19 protein-coding genes are annotated in these 17052 nt (G+C 76.2%); 13 read left to right on the top strand and 6 right to left on the bottom strand.

Going from position 1 to position 17052, the window contains the following annotated elements; all coding sequences use genetic code 11:
- The first annotated feature begins 301 nt into the window (after positions 1–301).
- The 8 genes from rpe to ACI794_RS17750 all read left to right on the top strand — a co-directional run bounded on the left by rpe (position 302) and on the right by ACI794_RS17750 (position 6265).
- Positions 302–973: a ribulose-phosphate 3-epimerase gene (gene rpe / locus ACI794_RS17785; protein ID WP_456582255.1), complete on the top strand. Its 672-nt coding sequence runs from the start codon at positions 302–304 to the stop codon at positions 971–973.
- The gene (ribD, locus tag ACI794_RS17780) at positions 970–2046 is read left to right on the top strand and encodes a bifunctional diaminohydroxyphosphoribosylaminopyrimidine deaminase/5-amino-6-(5-phosphoribosylamino)uracil reductase RibD (protein ID WP_456617021.1); all 1077 of its coding nucleotides are present in this window, start codon (positions 970–972) and stop codon (positions 2044–2046) included. The genes rpe and ribD overlap by 4 nt, the downstream gene beginning before the upstream one ends.
- Position 2047: 1 nt before the next feature.
- Positions 2048–2671, top strand: a complete 624-nt coding sequence (locus ACI794_RS17775; protein WP_456602005.1) for a riboflavin synthase — start codon at positions 2048–2050, stop codon at positions 2669–2671.
- A complete protein-coding gene (locus ACI794_RS17770; RefSeq protein ID WP_456602006.1) occupies positions 2668–3987 on the top strand; it encodes a bifunctional 3,4-dihydroxy-2-butanone-4-phosphate synthase/GTP cyclohydrolase II in 1320 nt (439 codons plus the stop codon). Before ACI794_RS17775 ends, ACI794_RS17770 begins: the two co-directional genes overlap by 4 nt.
- A complete protein-coding gene (gene ribH / locus ACI794_RS17765; RefSeq protein WP_456602007.1) occupies positions 3984–4511 on the top strand; it encodes a 6,7-dimethyl-8-ribityllumazine synthase in 528 nt (175 codons plus the stop codon). The genes ACI794_RS17770 and ribH overlap by 4 nt, the downstream gene beginning before the upstream one ends.
- Positions 4508–4771 carry a phosphoribosyl-ATP diphosphatase gene (locus ACI794_RS17760; protein WP_456602008.1) on the top strand — a complete coding sequence of 88 codons (264 nt, stop codon included), beginning with the start codon at positions 4508–4510 and terminating at the stop codon, positions 4769–4771. The genes ribH and ACI794_RS17760 overlap by 4 nt, the downstream gene beginning before the upstream one ends.
- A gap of 97 nt (positions 4772–4868) precedes the next feature.
- Positions 4869–5726, top strand: coding sequence for an ATP phosphoribosyltransferase (gene hisG / locus ACI794_RS17755; RefSeq protein WP_456617020.1), 858 nt, complete (start codon positions 4869–4871; stop codon positions 5724–5726).
- Complete coding sequence (locus ACI794_RS17750) at positions 5726–6265, top strand: SSI family serine proteinase inhibitor (RefSeq protein ID WP_456617019.1); 540 nt, start codon at positions 5726–5728, stop codon at positions 6263–6265. The genes hisG and ACI794_RS17750 overlap by 1 nt, the downstream gene beginning before the upstream one ends.
- 11 nt (positions 6266–6276) lie before the next feature.
- Here the strand turns inward: ACI794_RS17750 and ACI794_RS17745 are convergent, their stop codons facing one another.
- Positions 6277–7272, bottom strand: a complete 996-nt coding sequence (locus tag ACI794_RS17745; protein ID WP_456602010.1) for a DUF2877 domain-containing protein — start codon at positions 7270–7272, stop codon at positions 6277–6279.
- Between the two features lie 260 nt (positions 7273–7532).
- Between ACI794_RS17745 and ACI794_RS17740 the strand changes: the two genes are divergently transcribed.
- Together ACI794_RS17740 and ACI794_RS17735 are read left to right on the top strand one after the other, a co-directional pair.
- Complete coding sequence (locus ACI794_RS17740; protein ID WP_456617018.1) at positions 7533–9470, top strand: PucR family transcriptional regulator; 1938 nt, start codon at positions 7533–7535, stop codon at positions 9468–9470.
- A 62-nt stretch (positions 9471–9532) separates the two neighbouring features.
- Positions 9533–10291, top strand: coding sequence for an SDR family NAD(P)-dependent oxidoreductase (locus ACI794_RS17735; RefSeq protein ID WP_456582265.1), 759 nt, complete (start codon positions 9533–9535; stop codon positions 10289–10291).
- Positions 10292–10422: 131 nt separating this feature from the next.
- On the opposite strand, the gene ACI794_RS17730 is transcribed toward ACI794_RS17735, so the two are convergent.
- Positions 10423–11967, bottom strand: a complete 1545-nt coding sequence (locus ACI794_RS17730) for a UDP-N-acetylglucosamine 1-carboxyvinyltransferase (RefSeq protein WP_456582266.1) — start codon at positions 11965–11967, stop codon at positions 10423–10425.
- A gap of 73 nt (positions 11968–12040) precedes the next feature.
- Between ACI794_RS17730 and ACI794_RS17725 the strand changes: the two genes are divergently transcribed.
- The 3 genes from ACI794_RS17725 to ACI794_RS17715 all read left to right on the top strand — a co-directional run bounded on the left by ACI794_RS17725 (position 12041) and on the right by ACI794_RS17715 (position 14953).
- Entirely contained in the window at positions 12041–12787 is a 747-nt protein-coding gene (locus ACI794_RS17725; RefSeq protein ID WP_456617017.1) for an SDR family oxidoreductase, read from the top strand.
- A gap of 113 nt (positions 12788–12900) precedes the next feature.
- A complete protein-coding gene (locus tag ACI794_RS17720) occupies positions 12901–13836 on the top strand; it encodes a DMT family transporter (protein ID WP_456602013.1) in 936 nt (311 codons plus the stop codon).
- A 100-nt stretch (positions 13837–13936) separates the two neighbouring features.
- Complete coding sequence (locus ACI794_RS17715; RefSeq protein WP_456617016.1) at positions 13937–14953, top strand: Acg family FMN-binding oxidoreductase; 1017 nt, start codon at positions 13937–13939, stop codon at positions 14951–14953.
- A 46-nt stretch (positions 14954–14999) separates the two neighbouring features.
- Here ACI794_RS17715 and ACI794_RS17710 read toward each other — a convergent pair whose 3' ends face one another.
- From ACI794_RS17710 to ACI794_RS17695, 4 genes are all read right to left on the bottom strand, one after another.
- On the bottom strand, positions 15000–15815 hold the full coding sequence (locus ACI794_RS17710) for a DUF998 domain-containing protein (protein WP_456617015.1): 816 nt from the start codon (positions 15813–15815) through the stop codon (positions 15000–15002).
- Positions 15803–16240: a hypothetical protein gene (locus tag ACI794_RS17705; protein WP_456617014.1), complete on the bottom strand. Its 438-nt coding sequence runs from the start codon at positions 16238–16240 to the stop codon at positions 15803–15805. Before ACI794_RS17705 ends, ACI794_RS17710 begins: the two co-directional genes overlap by 13 nt.
- A 29-nt stretch (positions 16241–16269) precedes the next feature.
- Positions 16270–16470 (bottom strand): hypothetical protein, encoded by a 201-nt coding sequence (locus tag ACI794_RS17700; protein WP_456582272.1) that lies wholly within the window; start codon positions 16468–16470, stop codon positions 16270–16272.
- A 78-nt stretch (positions 16471–16548) separates the two neighbouring features.
- Positions 16549–16887 carry a hypothetical protein gene (locus tag ACI794_RS17695; RefSeq protein WP_456617013.1) on the bottom strand — a complete coding sequence of 113 codons (339 nt, stop codon included), beginning with the start codon at positions 16885–16887 and terminating at the stop codon, positions 16549–16551.
- Positions 16888–17052 lie beyond the last annotated feature (165 nt).

Here is a 17052-nt window from a genome sequence, read left to right as displayed (position 1 = left end):
TGGGCCGCTGGTACTAGCCCCAACGTCCACTGGAGACCGCGACCCGGTGCGGCGGAACCTGCTCACCATGCGACGACACGGCGCTCGCCCACGCCCCACCAGGCGCTGAGCGCCCCCAGGCGAAGCGTCCCCCCGGTCGGCCCCCAGCACCGGCCGGGGGGACGCTTCCTCCCCCTCGAGGAGCACCCGCTGCCCGTGCGGACGGGTCCGGAGGACGGCAGTGCGACCGGGGCCGGCCGCGTGGCGGCCACCCGGCGGACGGGTCGGGTTCCCCACCGGCCGCCACCTAGACTCGGCGGACGTGTCCCGGGAACCGTTGATCGCGCCCAGCCTGCTCTCCGCGGACTTCGCCCGGCTGGCCGACGAGGTGGCGCGCGTCGCCGACGCCGACTGGCTGCACGTCGACGTCATGGACGCCCACTTCGTGCCCAACCTGACCCTGGGTCTGCCGGTGGTGGAGGCGATCCAGAAGGTCAGCCCCGTGCCCCTGGACTGCCACCTCATGATCGAGGACCCGGAGCGCTGGGCGCCGGGCTACGCCGAGGCCGGGGCGCGCAACGTCACGGTGCACGCCGAGGCCTGCACCGACCCCCGGGCGGTGGCGCGCGACCTGCGTGCCGCCGGTGCCCTCGCGGGCCTGGCGATCAAGCCGGGCACGCCGCTGGAGGACCACCTCGACGTCCTCGCGGACTTCGACACCCTGCTGGTGATGAGCGTCGAGCCGGGATTCGGCGGCCAGTCCTTCATCGCCGACGTGCTGCCCAAGGTGCGCCGCGCCCGGGAACTGGTGGACGCCGGGGAGCTCCGGCTGCTGGTCGAGATCGACGGCGGCATCAACGCCGACACCATCGAGCAGGCGGCCGAGGCCGGCGTCGACATGTTCGTCGCGGGCTCGGCCGTCTACGGCGCCGACGACCCGGCGAAGGCGATCGCCGCCCTGCGCGCGCAGGCCGCCGCGGCGATGCGCGGGTGAGCCTCTCCCCGGCCGAGCGATCCGCGATGGTGCGGGCGCGGGAGCTCGGCGCGTCCGTGCTCGGGACGACGAGCCCCAACCCCGCGGTGGGCGCCGTCGTTCTCGCCGCCGACGGCAGCGTGGCCGGTGAGGGCGCCACCGCACCGCCCGGTGGCCCGCACGCGGAGGTCCTGGCGCTGGCGCAGGCCGGCGAGCGGGCCCGCGGGGGCACCGCCGTCGTCACCCTGGAGCCGTGCGCGCACACCGGGCGCACCGGCCCGTGCGCCGACGCGCTGCTGGCCGCGGGCGTGTCCCGGGTCGTCGTCGCCGTGCCCGAGCCGACGGAGCTCGCCGGCGGGGGAGCGGAGCGCCTGCGGGCGGCCGGCGTCGACGTCGTCCTGGGCGTGGAGCAGGAGGCCGCCGAGCGCGGCGCGCTGGCCGGCTGGCTGACCGGCGTCCGGGAGCACCGCCCCTACGTCCTCTGGAAGGTGGCGGCCACGCTCGACGGCCGCGTCGCCGCGGCCGACGGCAGCAGCCGCTGGGTGACCGGACCCCAGGCCCGCGCCGAGGTGCACCGGCTGCGGGCCGGCTGCGACGCCGTCGTGGTGGGGTCGGGCACCGCGCTCACCGACGACCCGCAGCTCACCGTCCGCGACGCCGACGGCCGGGACGCGGTTCGTCAGCCGCTGCGGGTGGTCGTCGACCGCCGGGACCGGCTGCCGGCCACCGCCCGGGTGCTGGACGACGCCGCCCCCACCCTGGTCAGCCGGGCCGCCGTGCCGGCCGACCTGCTGGCCGAGCTCTTCGCCCGCGGCGTGCGGCGGGTGCTGCTCGAGGGCGGGCCCACCCTCGCCGCGGCCTTCCTGCGCGCCGGGGTCGTCGACGAGGTCGTCGTCCACCTCGCGCCCAAGCTCCTGGGCGCCGGGCCCTCCCTGGTGGGGGACCTGGGAATTCCCGGGATCGGCTCGGCGCTGACCTTCTCGGTCGCCGACCTCACCCCCCTGGGCGGGGACGTGCAGATCCGGCTGCACCCCACCCGGCACACTGGTGGGGCCACCCGCACCGGCGGGGACGGCGGAGACGGAGGGAGCTGAGGTGTTCACCGGCATCGTCGAAGAGGTGGGCACCCTGGCCGCTCGCGAGGACCAGGGCGACTCCGCCGTCCTCAGCATCCGCGCCCGCACCGTCCTGACCGACGTCTCCCTGGGCGACTCCATCTCCGTGAACGGCGTCTGCCTCACCGTCACCGGCGTGCAGCCCGGTGCGGACGGCGCCGGCATCTGGACCACCGACGTCATGGCCGAGACGCTGCGCCGCAGCAGCCTCGGCGCCGTGACCGACGGCGCGCCGGTCAACCTCGAGCGCGCCGTCGCCCCGCACACCCGCCTGGGCGGGCACATCGTGCAGGGCCACGTCGACGGCGTCGGCCGGATCGCGTCGCGCACCCCCGGCGAGCACTGGGAGGTCGTGCGGATCGCGCTCCCGGCCGACCTCGCCCGCTACGTCGTCGAGAAGGGCTCCATCGCCGTCGACGGCGTCTCGCTGACCGTGAGCGCGGTCAGCGACGTCGCCGACCCCGAGCCCTGGTTCGAGGTCAGCCTCATCCCCACCACCCTCCGCGAGACCACGCTCGGCGCGCGCGCCCCGGGGGAGCCCGTCAACCTGGAGGTCGACGTGATCGCCAAGTACGTGGAACGTCTGCTGGGAGCACGCGCATGACCGAGCCGCGCACCCGGCTGGACTCCATCGAGAGCGCCATCGCCGCGATCAAGGACGGCCGCCCGGTCGTCGTCGTCGACGACGAGGACCGCGAGAACGAGGGCGACCTCATCTTCGCCGCCGAGCTCGCCACCCCGGAGCTCGTCGCGTTCATGGTCCGCTACACCTCCGGCTACGTCTGCGTCGCCGTCACCGAGGCCGACGCCGACCGGCTGGACCTGCCCCCCATGCACCGGGTGAACCAGGACCGCCTCGGCACCGCCTACACGGTCACCGTCGACGCCCGCGAGGGCGTCACCACCGGCATCTCCGCCGCCGACCGGGCGCACACCATCCGCACCCTCGCCGCCGCGGACACCTCCTCGGCCGACCTGGCCCGCCCCGGCCACGTCGTGCCGCTGCGCGCCCGGGACGGCGGCGTGCTGCGCCGCCCGGGCCACACCGAGGCCGCCGTCGACCTCGCGCTGCTGGCGGGCCTGCGGCCGTCGGGCGTGCTCTGCGAGATCGTCAGCGAGAAGGACCCCGTCGGCATGGCGCGCGGCGAGGAGCTGCGGGTCTTCGCCGACGAGCACGACCTGGTGATGATCTCCATCGCCGACCTGATCGCCTACCGCAAGCGCTTCGACAAGCTGGTCGAGCGGGTGGCCGAGGCGATCGTCCCGCTCGCCCCGGGCACCTTCACCGCCGTCGGCTACCGCAGCTCCTACGACGAGCGCGAGCACGTCGCTTTCGTCTACGGCGACATCGGCGACGGCGAGGACGTGCTGGTCCGGGTGCACTCCGAGTGCCTGACCGGCGACGTCTTCGGGTCGCTGCGCTGCGACTGCGGGCCGCAGCTGCAGGCGGCACTGGCCGCCGTCGCCCAGGAGGGCCGCGGGATCGTGCTCTACATCCGCGGGCACGAGGGCCGGGGCATCGGCCTGCTGCACAAGCTGCAGGCCTACCAGCTGCAGGACATGGGCGCCGACACCGTCGACGCCAACCTCGACCTCGGGCTGCCCGCCGACGCCCGCGACTACGGCACCGGCGCGCAGATCCTCGTCGACCTCGGCGTGCGGACCATGCGGCTGCTCACCAACAACCCGGCCAAGCGCGCCGGGCTGGAGGGCTACGGGCTGCGGGTGCTCGGCCGCGTCTCGCTGCCCAGCCACGTCACCGCGGAGAACCTCGGCTACCTGCGCACCAAGCGCGACCGCATGGGTCACCTGCTCGACATCATCGAGCCGGAGACGGAATCCGGTCCGGCCGACGCCCCGGGCGCCACGACGGTGCCGGGCACCGACGTGCCCCTCGGCCAGGACGAGCAGCCGACGTGAGCGGCACGGGAGCACCGCAGGCGGCCCCGGTCGACGCCACCGGGCTGACCCTCGGCATCGTCGCCACCACCTGGCACGCGGAGATCACCGGCGCGCTGCTGGACCGCGCGGTCGCCGCCGCCCGGGCCTGCGGGGTCGCGGCTCCGACCGTGGTCCGCGTGCCGGGCGCGGTGGAGCTGCCGGTCGTCGCGCAGGCCCTCGCCGAGCGGCACGACGCGGTCGTCGCGCTCGGCGTCGTGGTGCGCGGCGGGACCCCGCACTTCGAGTACGTCTGCGACTCGTTCACCGCCGGGCTGACCCGCGTGGCCCTCGACGCCGGCAAGCCGGTGGGCAACGGCGTGCTCACCACGAACGACGAGCAGCAGGCGCGCGACCGGGCCGGGCTGCCGGGCTCGGCCGAGGACAAGGGCTGGGAGGCCACCCTCGCCGCGTTGCAGACCGCGCTCGTGCTCCGCGAGCTGCGCAGCCCCCAGCGGCAGACCGGGTTCTCCGCCGTCCCCGCCGGCCAGGAGGCCCGCTCGTGAAGACCTTCGACAGCCTCTTCGCCGAGCTCAGCGCCAAGGTGGCCGCCGGCGACCCCGCCTCGGGCACCGTCGCGGCGGTGCGGGACGGGGTGCACGCGGCCGGCAAGAAGGTCGTGGAGGAGGCCGCCGAGTCCTGGATGGCGGCCGAGCACGAGGGCGAGGAGCGCACCGCCGAGGAGATCAGCCAGCTCCTCTACCGGGTGCAGGTCCTCATGCTGGCCCGGGGTCTCACGCTCGACGACGTCTACTCTCACCTCTGAAAGGACCCCGCTGCCCCCCACCGCTCGCTGCGCTCGCGGCGGGGCCCTGCAGCGGGTCCGTTCCATCACGTCACCTAGGAGACCTCGAGTGCTGCGCGTGGCTGTGCCGAACAAGGGTGTGCTGAGCGAGCCGGCGGCGGAGATGCTCGCCGAGAGCGGCTACCGCCAGCGGCGCAGCGCCAAGGACCTCGCCGTCTACGACCCCGACAACGACACCGAGTTCTTCTACCTGCGCCCGCGCGACATCGCCGTCTACGTCGCCGCCGGCACGCTCGACGTGGGCATCACCGGCCGCGACATGCTGCTGGAGACCGCCCCGGCCGACGGCGAGGGGCCGAGCGCGGTCGAGGTCATGCCGCTGGGCTTCGGTCGCTCCTCCTTCCGGTTCGCCACCCCGGTGGAGTCGGAGATCCAGCAGGTCGAGCAGCTCGCCGGCAAGCGGATCGCCACGGCCTACCCCGTGCTCCTGCGGCGCTACCTGGACGAGCAGGGCCTCAAGGCCGACGTCGTGAAGCTCGACGGTGCGGTGGAGACCGCGTGCCGGCTTGGCGTCGCGGACGCCGTGTGCGACGTGGTGGAGACCGGGACGACGCTGCGCGCGGCGGGGCTGCACATCATCGGGGAGCCGGTGCTCGGCAGCGAGGCCATCCTCGTCCGGCGCGAGGGCGCCGAGGAGATCCCGGCCGTGGCGCAGCTGCGCCGGCGGCTGCGCGGCGTGCTGGTCGCCCGGCAGTACGTGATGCTCGACTACGACTGCCCCAACGAGCTGCTGGACCGCGCCACCGCCGTCACCCCCGGCATCGAGGGGCCCACCGTCAGCCCCCTGCAGACGCCGGGCTGGTCGGCGGTGCGGGCCATGATCGCCCGCACGGAGACCAACCGGGTGATGGACGAGCTCTGGGAGCTCGGGGCCCGTGCCATCCTCGTGACGAGCATCCACGCCTCGCGCATCTGATGAAGCACCCCGTCCTCCTCACCGCTCGCACGCTCGCGGCGAGCCTCTGGACGGGGACACGGGAGCCCCACGCGTCCCGCGCGCTCGCCGCGCTGCTGCTCCTGGTCGCGGCGCTGGCGCTCGGCGCCTGCGCCTCCGCCCGGAACGGGTCCGCCGGGAGCGGTGACGGCGACGGCGGCGCGACCGGCGTCTCCCAGGCCGCGGACGACCTCGTCGTCGAGGTCGACCGCGGGGACGGGTCGCCTCCGGAGACCTGGACGCTGACCTGCGGCCCCTCCGTCGGCGGCACGCACCCCCGGGCCGAAGCGGCCTGCGCGCACCTGGACGCGATGTCCGAGCCGTTCGCGCCGCTGCCGGACGACCTGGTCTGCACCGAGCAGTACGGCGGACCGCAGACCGCCCACGTCACCGGCCGCTGGCGCGGGGAACCGGTCGACCTGCAGCTGTCCCGGGTGGACGGCTGCCGGATCTCGCAGTGGGACTCCCTGGGCCCCCTCCTGCCCGTGCCGGTGGGGGAGGGGACCCTGCCGGTCGCCTGACGGCGACCGGCTCAGCGCACCCGCGCGGTCCGGTCCACGAGGTCGATGGCGGTGCACAGCCCGAGCGCCATCGCCCGCCCGCTGGTGGCGCCCGTGGAGAGCAGTCGCGCGATCGCCGGGGCCAGCGGGCGCTCGCCGACGAGCCCGCGGAGGACCGCGGCGTACTCGCCGCTGACCTGACCGGCGGCCGCGTGCCGCAGGAGCGCGCGGGACAGCTCGGTGGTGCGGCCCCCGGCGAGGGAGACCACGCCGGCGGCGAAGCGCTGCGCCGAGGGGTGCCCGAGGAGCACCAGACCGGCGATCGTGCCGGCCACGACGTCGTCACCGGCGGGCGTCAGCCCGGGGCCCAGGCCGATGAGCCGGGTGGCCGTGCGCAGGGCCGCCTCGAGGTCCGCCCGTCGCACCGCGCCGCGGAGGGCCGCCAGCGGGCCGCCGGGCCCGGTGGGCAGGCCGGGCAGCGTGAAGGCGCTGTGCGGCACGCCCTCCCCGTAGAGCGCGTTGCGGAGCTGGCGGACGCCCTCGGGCAGCAGGGCGGGGCGGCCGCCGGGCAGCCGCGGGCGCGGGTCCCACCAGGCGGAGGCGCTGACGGCGAGGTCGCCGACGACGATGCGCCCACCGCCCACCTCGGCGGGGGCGCCGGTGGAGACCCCGACCAGGGGACGGCCGTTGCTCGGGCGGAACAGGACGCAGCCCAGCGGCAGCCGGGCGGCGTCACTGGTCAGGACGCCGACCACCTCGCCGGCGCCGCGCTCGCCCCCCACGTGGACGTACACCGCGGCCGGCACGCTCAGCAGCACCCGGGCGGGGCGGACCGGGCCGCGGAGCACGTCCGCGACGGCGGTGCTCGCCGCGGCCGGGACCGCTGACGGCGTCGGCACGGAGGGGGCGGTGCGGCCCGACTCGCGTGGCAGGGGGATGGTCGGCACACCCGCCCGCGCGGCGCGGCCGCGCTGGGCGAGGTGCGGGTTCAGGCCGCTCCGGACCTCGGTGTCGTCGATCGCGCGCATGGGACGCCTCCACCCCGTAGGGACGGCGGAGGCCGGTGCGTCGGCGCCCGCCCGTCGCCCCACCGGCCCGCCGGGGCGGTGCAGGGGCCCCTCACGGAGCGCCTACGATCCAGCGAGCAGGTGGAACGAGGTCGAACCTAAGCGGCGCGTCGCACGCCCTCGTATGGCGGATGTCGCCAAGAATGGGGTCCGGCGTCCGGGGACACCTGACAGGCTTCTGCCGTGTGGCACCCTGGACGACGACTGGAAGGGGATGCCTTGTGACACAGAGTGACGCGTCGCTCAAGTCGTCCACCCACGGTAATGGAACCACCCCGTTCCGTCGTAACTGGGCGGTCGCCGAGTCGCCCCGCATCGAGCGGCGCGACGAGCGCACGAGCTGGCAGCAGCGCATGGGTCTGACCGTGGAGGAGGCCCTCGGGCTGCCGGTCCTCGCCGGCAGCAGCGTGACCACCGGGGGGGCCGGTCTGGGCCGCGTGATCCGGCACATGGTCGTCGACGACCCCGCCGAGCCGCTGGCTGTCGCCGGCCCCGACGTCCTCGTAGTCCTGGGCGCGCGCCTGCCGCCCGCCGACCCGGCCAGCTGCCGTGCGCTGGTCGAGCGGCTCGACGCCATCGGCACCGCTGCGCTGGCCTACCGGCGGGTCGACGGCCCCCCACCGCTGCCCGCCGAGGTGCTGGCCGAGGCCGAGCGCCGCGGTCTGCCGGTGCTCGCGCTGCCGCCGACGGCCCGGCTGGACGAGATCGTCTCCGGCGTCCTGGGCGCCGTCGTCGCCAAGCAGGGGCAGGCCCTCGCGCTCTCCTCGCGCATGGACGATGAGTTCACCGAGGTGGCGCTGACCGGCGGTGGGCTCGCGGAGGTGACCCAGCGCCTGGCCGTGATGCTCGAGGGCGCCGCGGTCCTCGGCCTCGGGCCCGACCGGGAGGTCGTCACCAGCGCCGGCCCGTCCGACGACGTCGACGAGATCAGCGACTGGCTGTGGCTGCTCGACGCCGCCGCCGACGACGAGCTGGCGGCGATGGCGCCGTCGCTGCGGCTCTCGGGGGTCCGCGCGGACCAGACCGTGGTCACCCCCGCCGACCTGGACGCCGATCTCTCGCCCGCCGACGGCATCCTGCTCGTCCCGGGCCACCACGAGCTGCCCGGCGGGATCGGCGAGTACGCGGTGGCGCCGATCATGGCCGGCGAGCAGCGGCACGGCTGGCTGGTCGCCGTCCACCGCACCGGCGCGATGATGCTCGGTGCCGGTGGTGTGCTGGAGCGGGCGGCCGTCATCGCCGCGCTCTCGGTGATCCGCCTCCAGGCCGTGCACTCGGTCGAGCTCCGCTTCCAGGGCGACCTGGTGCGCCGGCTGGTGGGGGGCGCGGTCGGCCACACGGAGCGGACGCTGGCCTACACCCGCTCGTTCGGCTGGCGGCTCGACGGGCCGGTCGCGGTGCTGGTGACCGCCACCGAGACCATGGCGGACGCCGCTGCGGACCCCACCCGCGCCCTCGACGTGCTCGACCGGCTCGCCGACGGCTGGCGGGCCGCGCTGGAGTCCGAGGTGGCGGGTGCGGCCGTCGCCGGGCTGGCGACCGAGATCGTGACGCTGCTGCCCCTGGACGGGCGGACCATGGAGGAGCTGTCGGCCCTGGTCTCGGCGGTGAGCTCCCGGGTGAACGGGCGGCTGCGCCGGGTCGGCCGCGTGCTGGGCACCGGCATCGGCCGCCCCGCCGGATCGCTCTCCGAGCTCGCCGAGGTGCACCGCCAGGCGCAGCGCGCGCTCGGCGTGGGGCAGGAGATCCACGGCGGGTCGGCGGTCACCCACTTCGACCAGCTGGGGGTCTTCCGGCTGCTGTCGCTGATCCCCGACAGCACCGAGCTGCGCTCCTACGTCGACGAGGTGCTCGGCCCGCTGGCCGACGCCGCCGACCACGACTCCGCGGATCTCCGCGAGACGCTGCGGGTCCTGCTGGAGACCAACCTCAACGTCGCGGAGTCCGCCCGGCGGCTGCACTTCCACTACAACACGATGCGGTACCGGATCGGGAAGCTCGAGCGGCTCCTCGGCTCGTTCACCACCGACCCGACGTTGCGGCTGAACCTGCTGCTGGCCCTGCACGCCGCCCGCATGCGCGGGTTGGACCAGCCGGCGCGGCCACCTCTGGACGGCGGCATCGGCCTGCCGGACGACGGCTTCGACGCCCTGCTCTGACGCCGTCGCCACCTCGCTCGGAGGACGCAGCGCCGCAGCGTGCGGCGCAGGAGGAGATCCGCATGACCCAGCCCGACCGCCCGCTCGCCGGCAAGGTGGCCCTGGTGACCGGGGCGTCCTCCGGGATCGGCGAGGCGACGGCGGTCGCGCTCGCCGGAGCGGGGGCCGCCGTCGCCCTGGGAGCCCGGCGGGCCGACCGGCTCGAGGCGCTCGCCGGCCGGCTCACCGACGGCGGGGCGACGGTGCTGCCCCTGGCGCTGGACGTCACCGACGAGCGGGCGTGCGCCGACGCCGTCGCGCGCACCCGGTCGGAGCTGGGCGGGCTCGACGTCCTGGTCAACAACGCGGGCGTCATGCTCCTCGGCACGATCGCCGGGGCCGATCCCGAGGACTGGCGCCGGATGGTCGACACCAACGTCATGGGGGTCCTCTACATGACCCACGCGGCGCTGGACGGCATGCTCGAGCAGGGCTCGGGCGACATCGTGAACATGTCGAGCGTCGCCGGGCGGCAGGCCCGCAAGGGCGCGGGCGTCTACAACGCCAGCAAGTGGGCGGTGAACGCCTTCAGCGAGTCGCTGCGCCAGGAGGTCACCGGCCGGGGTGTGCGGATCTCCCTGGTCGAGCCCGGCGCCGTCACCACCGAGCTGACCTCGCACATCACCCAGGTCGAGGCGAAGGCCGCCTCCGAGCGGATGCACGCGAGCATGCGGGCGCTGCACGCCGACGACATCGCCCGGGCCGTCGTCTACGTGGTGACCCAGCCGCCGCACGTCGCGGTGAACGAGGTGCTGGTCCGCCCGACCGACCAGGAGCGCTGAGCCGGTCGTCCGGGTCCGCGCCGGCAGGCCCGCGGCCTGGGATCAGGGGCCCTGATCGTGGAGCGTCCTCCCTCACGCCACACGGTGAGGGAGGACGCGTCCGGATCAGGTCAGCTGATCGTCGCCGACACCTAGTCGCGGAAGACCTCGATGTCGGCGCCCATCTCGACCAGGCGCTCGTAGAGCTGCTCGTAGCCACGCGCGATGATGTCGACGTTGCGCAGCACCGACGTCCCCTTGGCCGCGAGCATCGCCAGCAGGATGCAGACGGCAGGGCGCAGCGCCGGCGGGCAGACCACCTCGGCGGCCCGCCACCGGGTCGGCCCGGTGGCGAGCACGCGGTGCGGGTCCAGGAGGCGGACGTCGGCGCCGAGCCGGGTCAGGTCGGAGAGGTGGATCGCCCGGTTGTCGTAGACCCAGTCGTGGATGAGCGTCGACCCCTGCGCCTGCGCGGCGATGACGGCGAAGAACGGCAGGTTGTCGATGTTGAGGCCCGGGAAGGGCATCGGGTGGACCTTGTCCAGCGGCGCCTTGAGCTCCGACGGGTGGATGGTGATGTCGGCCAGCCGCGTGTGCCCGTTGTCGGCCACGTATTCGGCGGAGAGCTCGTAGCGCAGCCCCATCTCGGCCAGCACCGCCAGCTCGACCTCGAGGAAGTCCACCGGCGCCCGGGCCACGGTGAGCTCCGAGCCGGTGACGATCCCGGCGGTGAGCAGGCTCATCGCCTCCACCGGGTCCTCGCTGATCGTGTAGTCGACGTCGGCGTCGAGCACCGGCCGCCCGCGGACGACCAGCGTGGTCGAGCCCATGCCCTCGATGTCGACGCCCAGCAGCTGCAGGTAGAGGCAGAGGTCCTGGACCATGTAGTTCGAGCTCGCGTTGCGGATGGTGGTCGTGCCGTCGGTGCGCGCGGCGGCCAGCAGCGCGTTCTCGGTGACGGTGTCCCCGCGCTCGGTCAGCACGATGGTGCGGTCGGCCGCGGCCGGCCCGTCGACGCCGACCTGGTACTCCCCGGCGTGGGCCTCGACGGCCAGGCCGAAAGGACGCAGCGCGATCATGTGCGGCTGCACCGTCCGGGTGCCCAGGTCGCAGCCGCCCGCGTAGGGCAGCCGGAACGAGCGGGCCCGGTGCAGCAGCGGCCCCAGGAACATGATGATGCTGCGGGTGCGCCGCGCGGCGTCGGCGTCGATGCCGTCGAGGTCGAGCTCCTCGGGGACGACGAGGGTGAGGTCGTGCCCGTGCTCGTCCCAGGTGGCGGCGACGCCGATGGAGCGCAGCACGTCCAGGATGCGCTCGACCTCCACGATGCGGGAGACGTTGCGCAGGGTGGTGCGGCCCCGGTTGAGCAGCGAGGCGCACAGCAGCGCGACGGCGGCGTTCTTCGACGACTTGACCGCCACCCGGCCGCGGAGCGGGTGCCCGCCGGTGACGCGCAGGTGGGCCGGGCCGGCCGGGCCGAGGCGGATCAGCTCGCTGTCCAGGGCGGCGGAGAGCCGGCCCAGGAACTCGAGGGTGAGGTTCTGGCTGCCCTGCTCGATGCGCGCGACGGCGCTCTGGCTGGTGCCGAGCCGCTCGGCGAGCTGCTGCTGGGTGAGACCGCGGTGGCGGCGGGCGTCGCGGACGAGCGCCCCGATCCGCCGCACGGCTTCGTCGGCTGGCTGGTCGGTGAGCGTCACCCGGACACGTTATCTCGTATCTGAGATGAGAGCCGCACCACGCCGCGGCGGCGCGGGACGGAAGACTGCCCCCGTGGACGTACTGGTCACCGGCGGCACGGGCCGCCTCGGGGAGCACCTGGTCCCGCAGCTGCGGGACGCCGGGCACCAGGTGCGGTCGATGTCGCGCCGGGGCACCGGCCCCGGCGGCGTGCGGGGGGACCTCGCCACGGGGCGGGACCTGGCGCAGGCGGTGGCCGGCGCCGAGGTGGTCGTGCACGCCGCCAGCGATCCCCGGGGCGACCCGTGGGAGGTCGACGTCGCCGGCACCCGCAGGCTGGTCGAGGCGGTCGACCGGGCACGGCCGCCGCACCTCGTGCACGTCTCCATCGTCGGCGTCGACCGGATCGCGCTGAGCTACTACCGCGCGAAGTACGCCGCCGAGCAGGTGCTGCTCGCGTCGGGGCTGCCGGTCACGCTGGTGCGGATCACCCAGTTCCACGGGTTCGTCGACGAGCTGCTGGGCACCGCGCGCCGCGGGCGGCTGCTGCCGGTGCCCATGGGCTGGCGCGTGCAACCGGTCGACGTCGCCGACGCCGCCGCCCACCTGGTCGACCTCGTGGGCGCCGCGCCCTCGGGCGGGGTCGTGGAGTTCGGCGGCCCCGAGGAGCACTCGGTGGCCGACCTGGCCAGGGCATGGGCGGCGGTGCGGGCGCCGGGCGCGCACGTCATCGCGACCCCCGTGCCCGGCCGGCTCGGGACGGCGCTGCGCGATGGTGCGGCGCTGCCCACGCGGGGTCCGCGCGGCCGGCGCACCTGGGCCGACCACCTGCGCGGCTGAGCGCCGGCGCGGACCGCAGCGTTCCTGCCGGATCCCGCAGCGCGGGTGCCAGCGGCGTGCCGCGGCCGGAAAGCGCCGGAGTCGCGTCGGTGGGCGGCCCTAGGGTCCCCGACGTGACCACTCCCGCCGCCCCCGACGGCCGCACGCTGCTCGCCGTCGCCGTCACCGTGCTCGCCTGGGCCTCGGCATTCGTGGGCATCCGGGCGGTCGGCGAGGACGTCTCGCCCGGCGCCCTGGCGCTGGGTCGGCTGCTGGTCGGCACGCTGGTGCTGGGCCTGCTCGTCGCGCGCCGGGGCTGGGTGCGCCCGGCGGCCCGCGACTGGCGACTGCTGGCCGTCTGCGGCCTGGGCTGGTTCGCCGTCTACAACGTGGCGCTGAACGCCGCCGAGCGGCACCTCGACGCCGGGACGACGGCGATGCTGGTCAACATCGGACCGATCCTCATCGCCGTGCTCGCCGGCCTGCTGCTCGGCGAGGGGTTCCCGAGGTGGCTGGTCGTCGGGCTGGCCGTGGCCTTCGGCGGGGTGCTGCTGATCGGGCTGTCGACCCGCGGCGCGGACGCCGACCTGGTGGGGGTGCTGCTCTGCGTCGTCGCGGCGGTCACCTACGCGGTGGGCGTGGTGGCGCAGAAGCCGTTGCTGCGGCGGCTGCCGGGCCTGCAGGTCACCTTCACCGCCTGCGCGATCGGCGCGGTGGCCTGCCTGCCCTGGGCCGGTGCGCTCGTGACCGACCTGGGCACCGCGCCCGCGGGTTCGGTGGCGGGCCTGGTCTACCTGGGTGTCGTCCCCACGGCGCTGGCCTTCAGCACCTGGGCCTACGCCCTGTCGCGCATGGACGCCGGGCGCCTCGGCGTCACCACCTACCTGGTGCCCCCGCTGGTGATCCTGCTCAGCTGGTTGCTGCTGGACGAGGCGCCGCCGCCGCTGGCCCTCGTCGGGGGCGTGGTCTGCCTGGCCGGTGTGGCGGTGTCCCGCCGGCGGTCCCGGCCGGCGCTGGTGCCGGCAGCCGGGAGGCCCGCCGCACGGGCCGGGGCGGCCGGCCGGGGGTAGGCACCGGCGACCGGGTGTGCACCGCGACGCGGCGATGGGGTAGGCACGCACCGGGGCCGCCGCCGGTGGTCCTGCGTGGCGACCGGCCGGGAGGTGCGTGGTGGAGGAGCAGGAATGGGCGCAGGTGGTGGCGGCGGCCACGCGGGCGCCGTCGATCCACAACACGCAGCCGTGGCGGTTCGTGGCCCGCCCCGACCGGCTGGAGCTGCACCACGACCCGGAGCGCGCCCTGCCGGTGCTCGACCCATCCGGCCGGCAGCAGGTGATCAGCTGCGGCGCCCTGCTCGAGTTCGCCGTCGTCGCGCTCGCCGCCGGCGGCCGGGGCGTCGAGGTGACGCTGCTGCCGGACGACGGGTCGCCGGGCCATCTCGCGACGGTGCGGGTCGCCGGCGCGGCCGAGGCGTCCGACGACGACCGCGCGCTGGCCGAGGCGATCGCCCACCGGCACACCGTGCGGGCGCCGTTCGAGCCGCGGGCGGTGCCCGAGGAGCTGCTCGACCGCCTGCAGGCGGAGACCGCCGTTTTCGGTGCCTGGCTCAAGCCGATCACCCGCTCGGAGGAGGAGGTCGCCACGGTGTTCCTCATCTCCCGGGCCGAGGAGATGGAGCAGGGCGATCCCGCCTACCTCGCCGAGCTGGAGCGGTGGCTGCGCGCCGACCCGGCCGCCGAGGACGGCGTACCGGTGGGCAGCGTGCCCAGCGGCGACCCCCACGAGCGCGCCTCCGACTGGCTGATCCGGGACTTCGTGGCGGGGCAGCGCGAGCAGCACGCGTTCCGGGCCGCCGGCGACCCCGCGGCACCTCCGCCGGAGGTGGAGCGGCCGGCGGTCGTGCTCATGGGCACCGACGGCGACGACCGCGCCGACTGGCTGCTCGCCGGGCGGGCGCTGGGCCGCCTGCTGCTGCGGGCGACCGCGGCCGGGCTCGTCGCCTCGCCGCTGACCCAGGCGCTGGACTGGCCGGCGACCCGCGCGCGGATGCAGTCGCGGCTGTCGCTGGTGGGGCACCCGCAGATGCTGCTGCGGCTGGGCTACCCGCGACCGGTGGACGTCGCGGCGCCGGCGGTCAGCGGCCGGCGCCCGGTCCGCGACGTGCTGCGGTTCGAGCCCGCCGGCTGACCGCCGGGCCGCTCAGCAGCCGGCGCCGCTCAGCAGCCGGCGCCGCTCAGCTCTGCCGGCGCATGGGGGCCCAGGGGTCCTCGGGGTCGCCGTCCTCGCCGTCGTCGGCCGGTGCCTCGGAGTCCGGGCCTCCCGTACCGGCCCGCCGGTCGCGCCCGGCGGCGGACTCCAGAGCGGCGTCGCGGGCGCGGGCCTGCTCCTCCTGCCGCGCGCGCTCCCGGGCGCGCTCGGCGCGCAACGACGACCCCGCCGCGGCCAGGTCCCCGCGGCGGCCCAGCCACCACAGGACGGCGCCGCTCAGCGCCAGGGCGATCGGCAGCGGGTAGGCCGCCAGGCGCTCCATGCCGCCCTCGCCGAGGTACCGGGTGACGCCGGTCAGGAAGAAGATGGTGCCGGCGGTGGCCGCGATGCCGAGCAGCACCACGACCGTCCCCAGCGCCTCCGACAGCGGCCGGACGGCGTAGGCGAGGGCGACGAGCCCGAGGGCGCCCCCCACCAGGTACAGCACCGCGCCCACGGTGTGCACGGTGCCGTTGCCGTCGGTGGGGAACACCCCGACCAGGAGCACGCCCACCGCGGCCGCGCCCAGCAGCGCCGGCACCGCGCGCGCGGCCCCGCCGCGCAGCGCCGGGAGGAGCAGGAGGGCCCCGCCCAGGATCAGCGCGGCCTGGACGACGAACGAGGCGTTCATCAGCTGCCGGCCGGGGGAGTCGGCGGCGCCCAGTGCGCTGATCACGTCGCCCGCCCGGGAGTACGGCCCGGTGTAGCGGGCCTGCGCCACGGCCTCCACGACGAAGAACTGGAGGGTCAGGACCCAGGCGAGAGCGCCCGAGCGCAGGCGGTGGGGAGTCACGGCAGCCATCGTCCCAGCTCCTCCGGGGGGATCCGCTCGAGGACGGCGGACAGCTGCGCGGCCGAGAGCCAGGACGGGTTGCTGCCCGCCGGCATGCGCAGCACCTCCGCGCCGGTGAAGGCGGGGTCGGCGCGCAGCTCGGCCCGCCCGACCGGTAGGTCGAGGCGGAGCAGGCGGACCGGGACGACGGGGCCGTCCGCGTTCTCGCCGACCGGCCCGGTGACCCGGCCGATCGCGTGGACGCCGGGCGAGCCCCGCCCGCTCACCCAGAGGAGGACCGGCTGCCCGGCCGCGACGAGGTCGAGGCGGTAGCTCCGGCGCACGCAGCGCGCCAGGTCGCGGGTGGTGCCGGGCAGCCACCCGTCGTCGAGGGCCACCGGTGACCGGGCGCTCTTGAGCAGCCAGCCGGCCACGTCGGCGGCACGCAGCCGCACCGACGCCGCCGGCCGGGACGTCCGCGCGGTCAGTCGGTGGCCGAGTGCAGGTCGGCGCCGGCCGGGTCGGCGTCGTCGGACCCGACGGCCTGCCGCTCCTGCTCGGTGCGGTGCTCGAGGACCTCGTCGCTGGGGTGCGGGTCCTTCGCGTGCTGCGTGCGGTCGCGGGTCGGGTGCTCCTGCGGCTCCATCACGTCGTCGAGGTTCGGGGTGTCGTGCGGGCCGGTCATCGTGGTGCCCTCCGGTCTGTCGGGATGCGGTCGGGGAGGGCCATAGCCCCGACCCGGTCCCGCTAACCGGGACGGCGGTCACCGCGGCTCGAGGCGGGCCGCCGGCAGCCACGCCTCGACCAGCGCCGGGCCGTGCGGGCCGCGCACCGTGTAGGCGACCCGGCCCTGCCAGGCGCCGTCCCGCTGGCGCCACTCCACGAGCAGGCCCGGCCAGGTGCCGGGGGAGTCGGGCGGGTCGCGCACCCAGCAGTGCCGCCCCTCCCCGCCGCCCGCACCGGCGTTCGGGGACCCCGCGACGGCGGCACGCGGGTGCGGGCCGGTCGGCGCTGGGGGAGGGACCTTGGGGACGACGCCCGACTCCGCCGCCCGCTCACCCAGGGAGCGGCCGCCGCGCCCCCGGTTCATCCCGCCCGCCACGGGAGCAGTCTCGCACGCCCGTCGAACGTGTGTTCGACGGCGTACCGGCCGCGGGACGCGGAACGGGGGGGGGGGGCGGGGGGGGGGGGGGGGGGCGGGGGGGGGGGGGGGGGGGGGGGGGGGGGGGGGGGGGGGGCGCGCCGCCCCCCCGGGGGGTTGGCGCGG

Source organism: Blastococcus sp. SYSU DS0541 (assembly GCF_054050875.1).
Note: the sequence above shows the minus strand (reverse complement) of the source record. Positions and strands in the feature narration are given on the sequence as shown.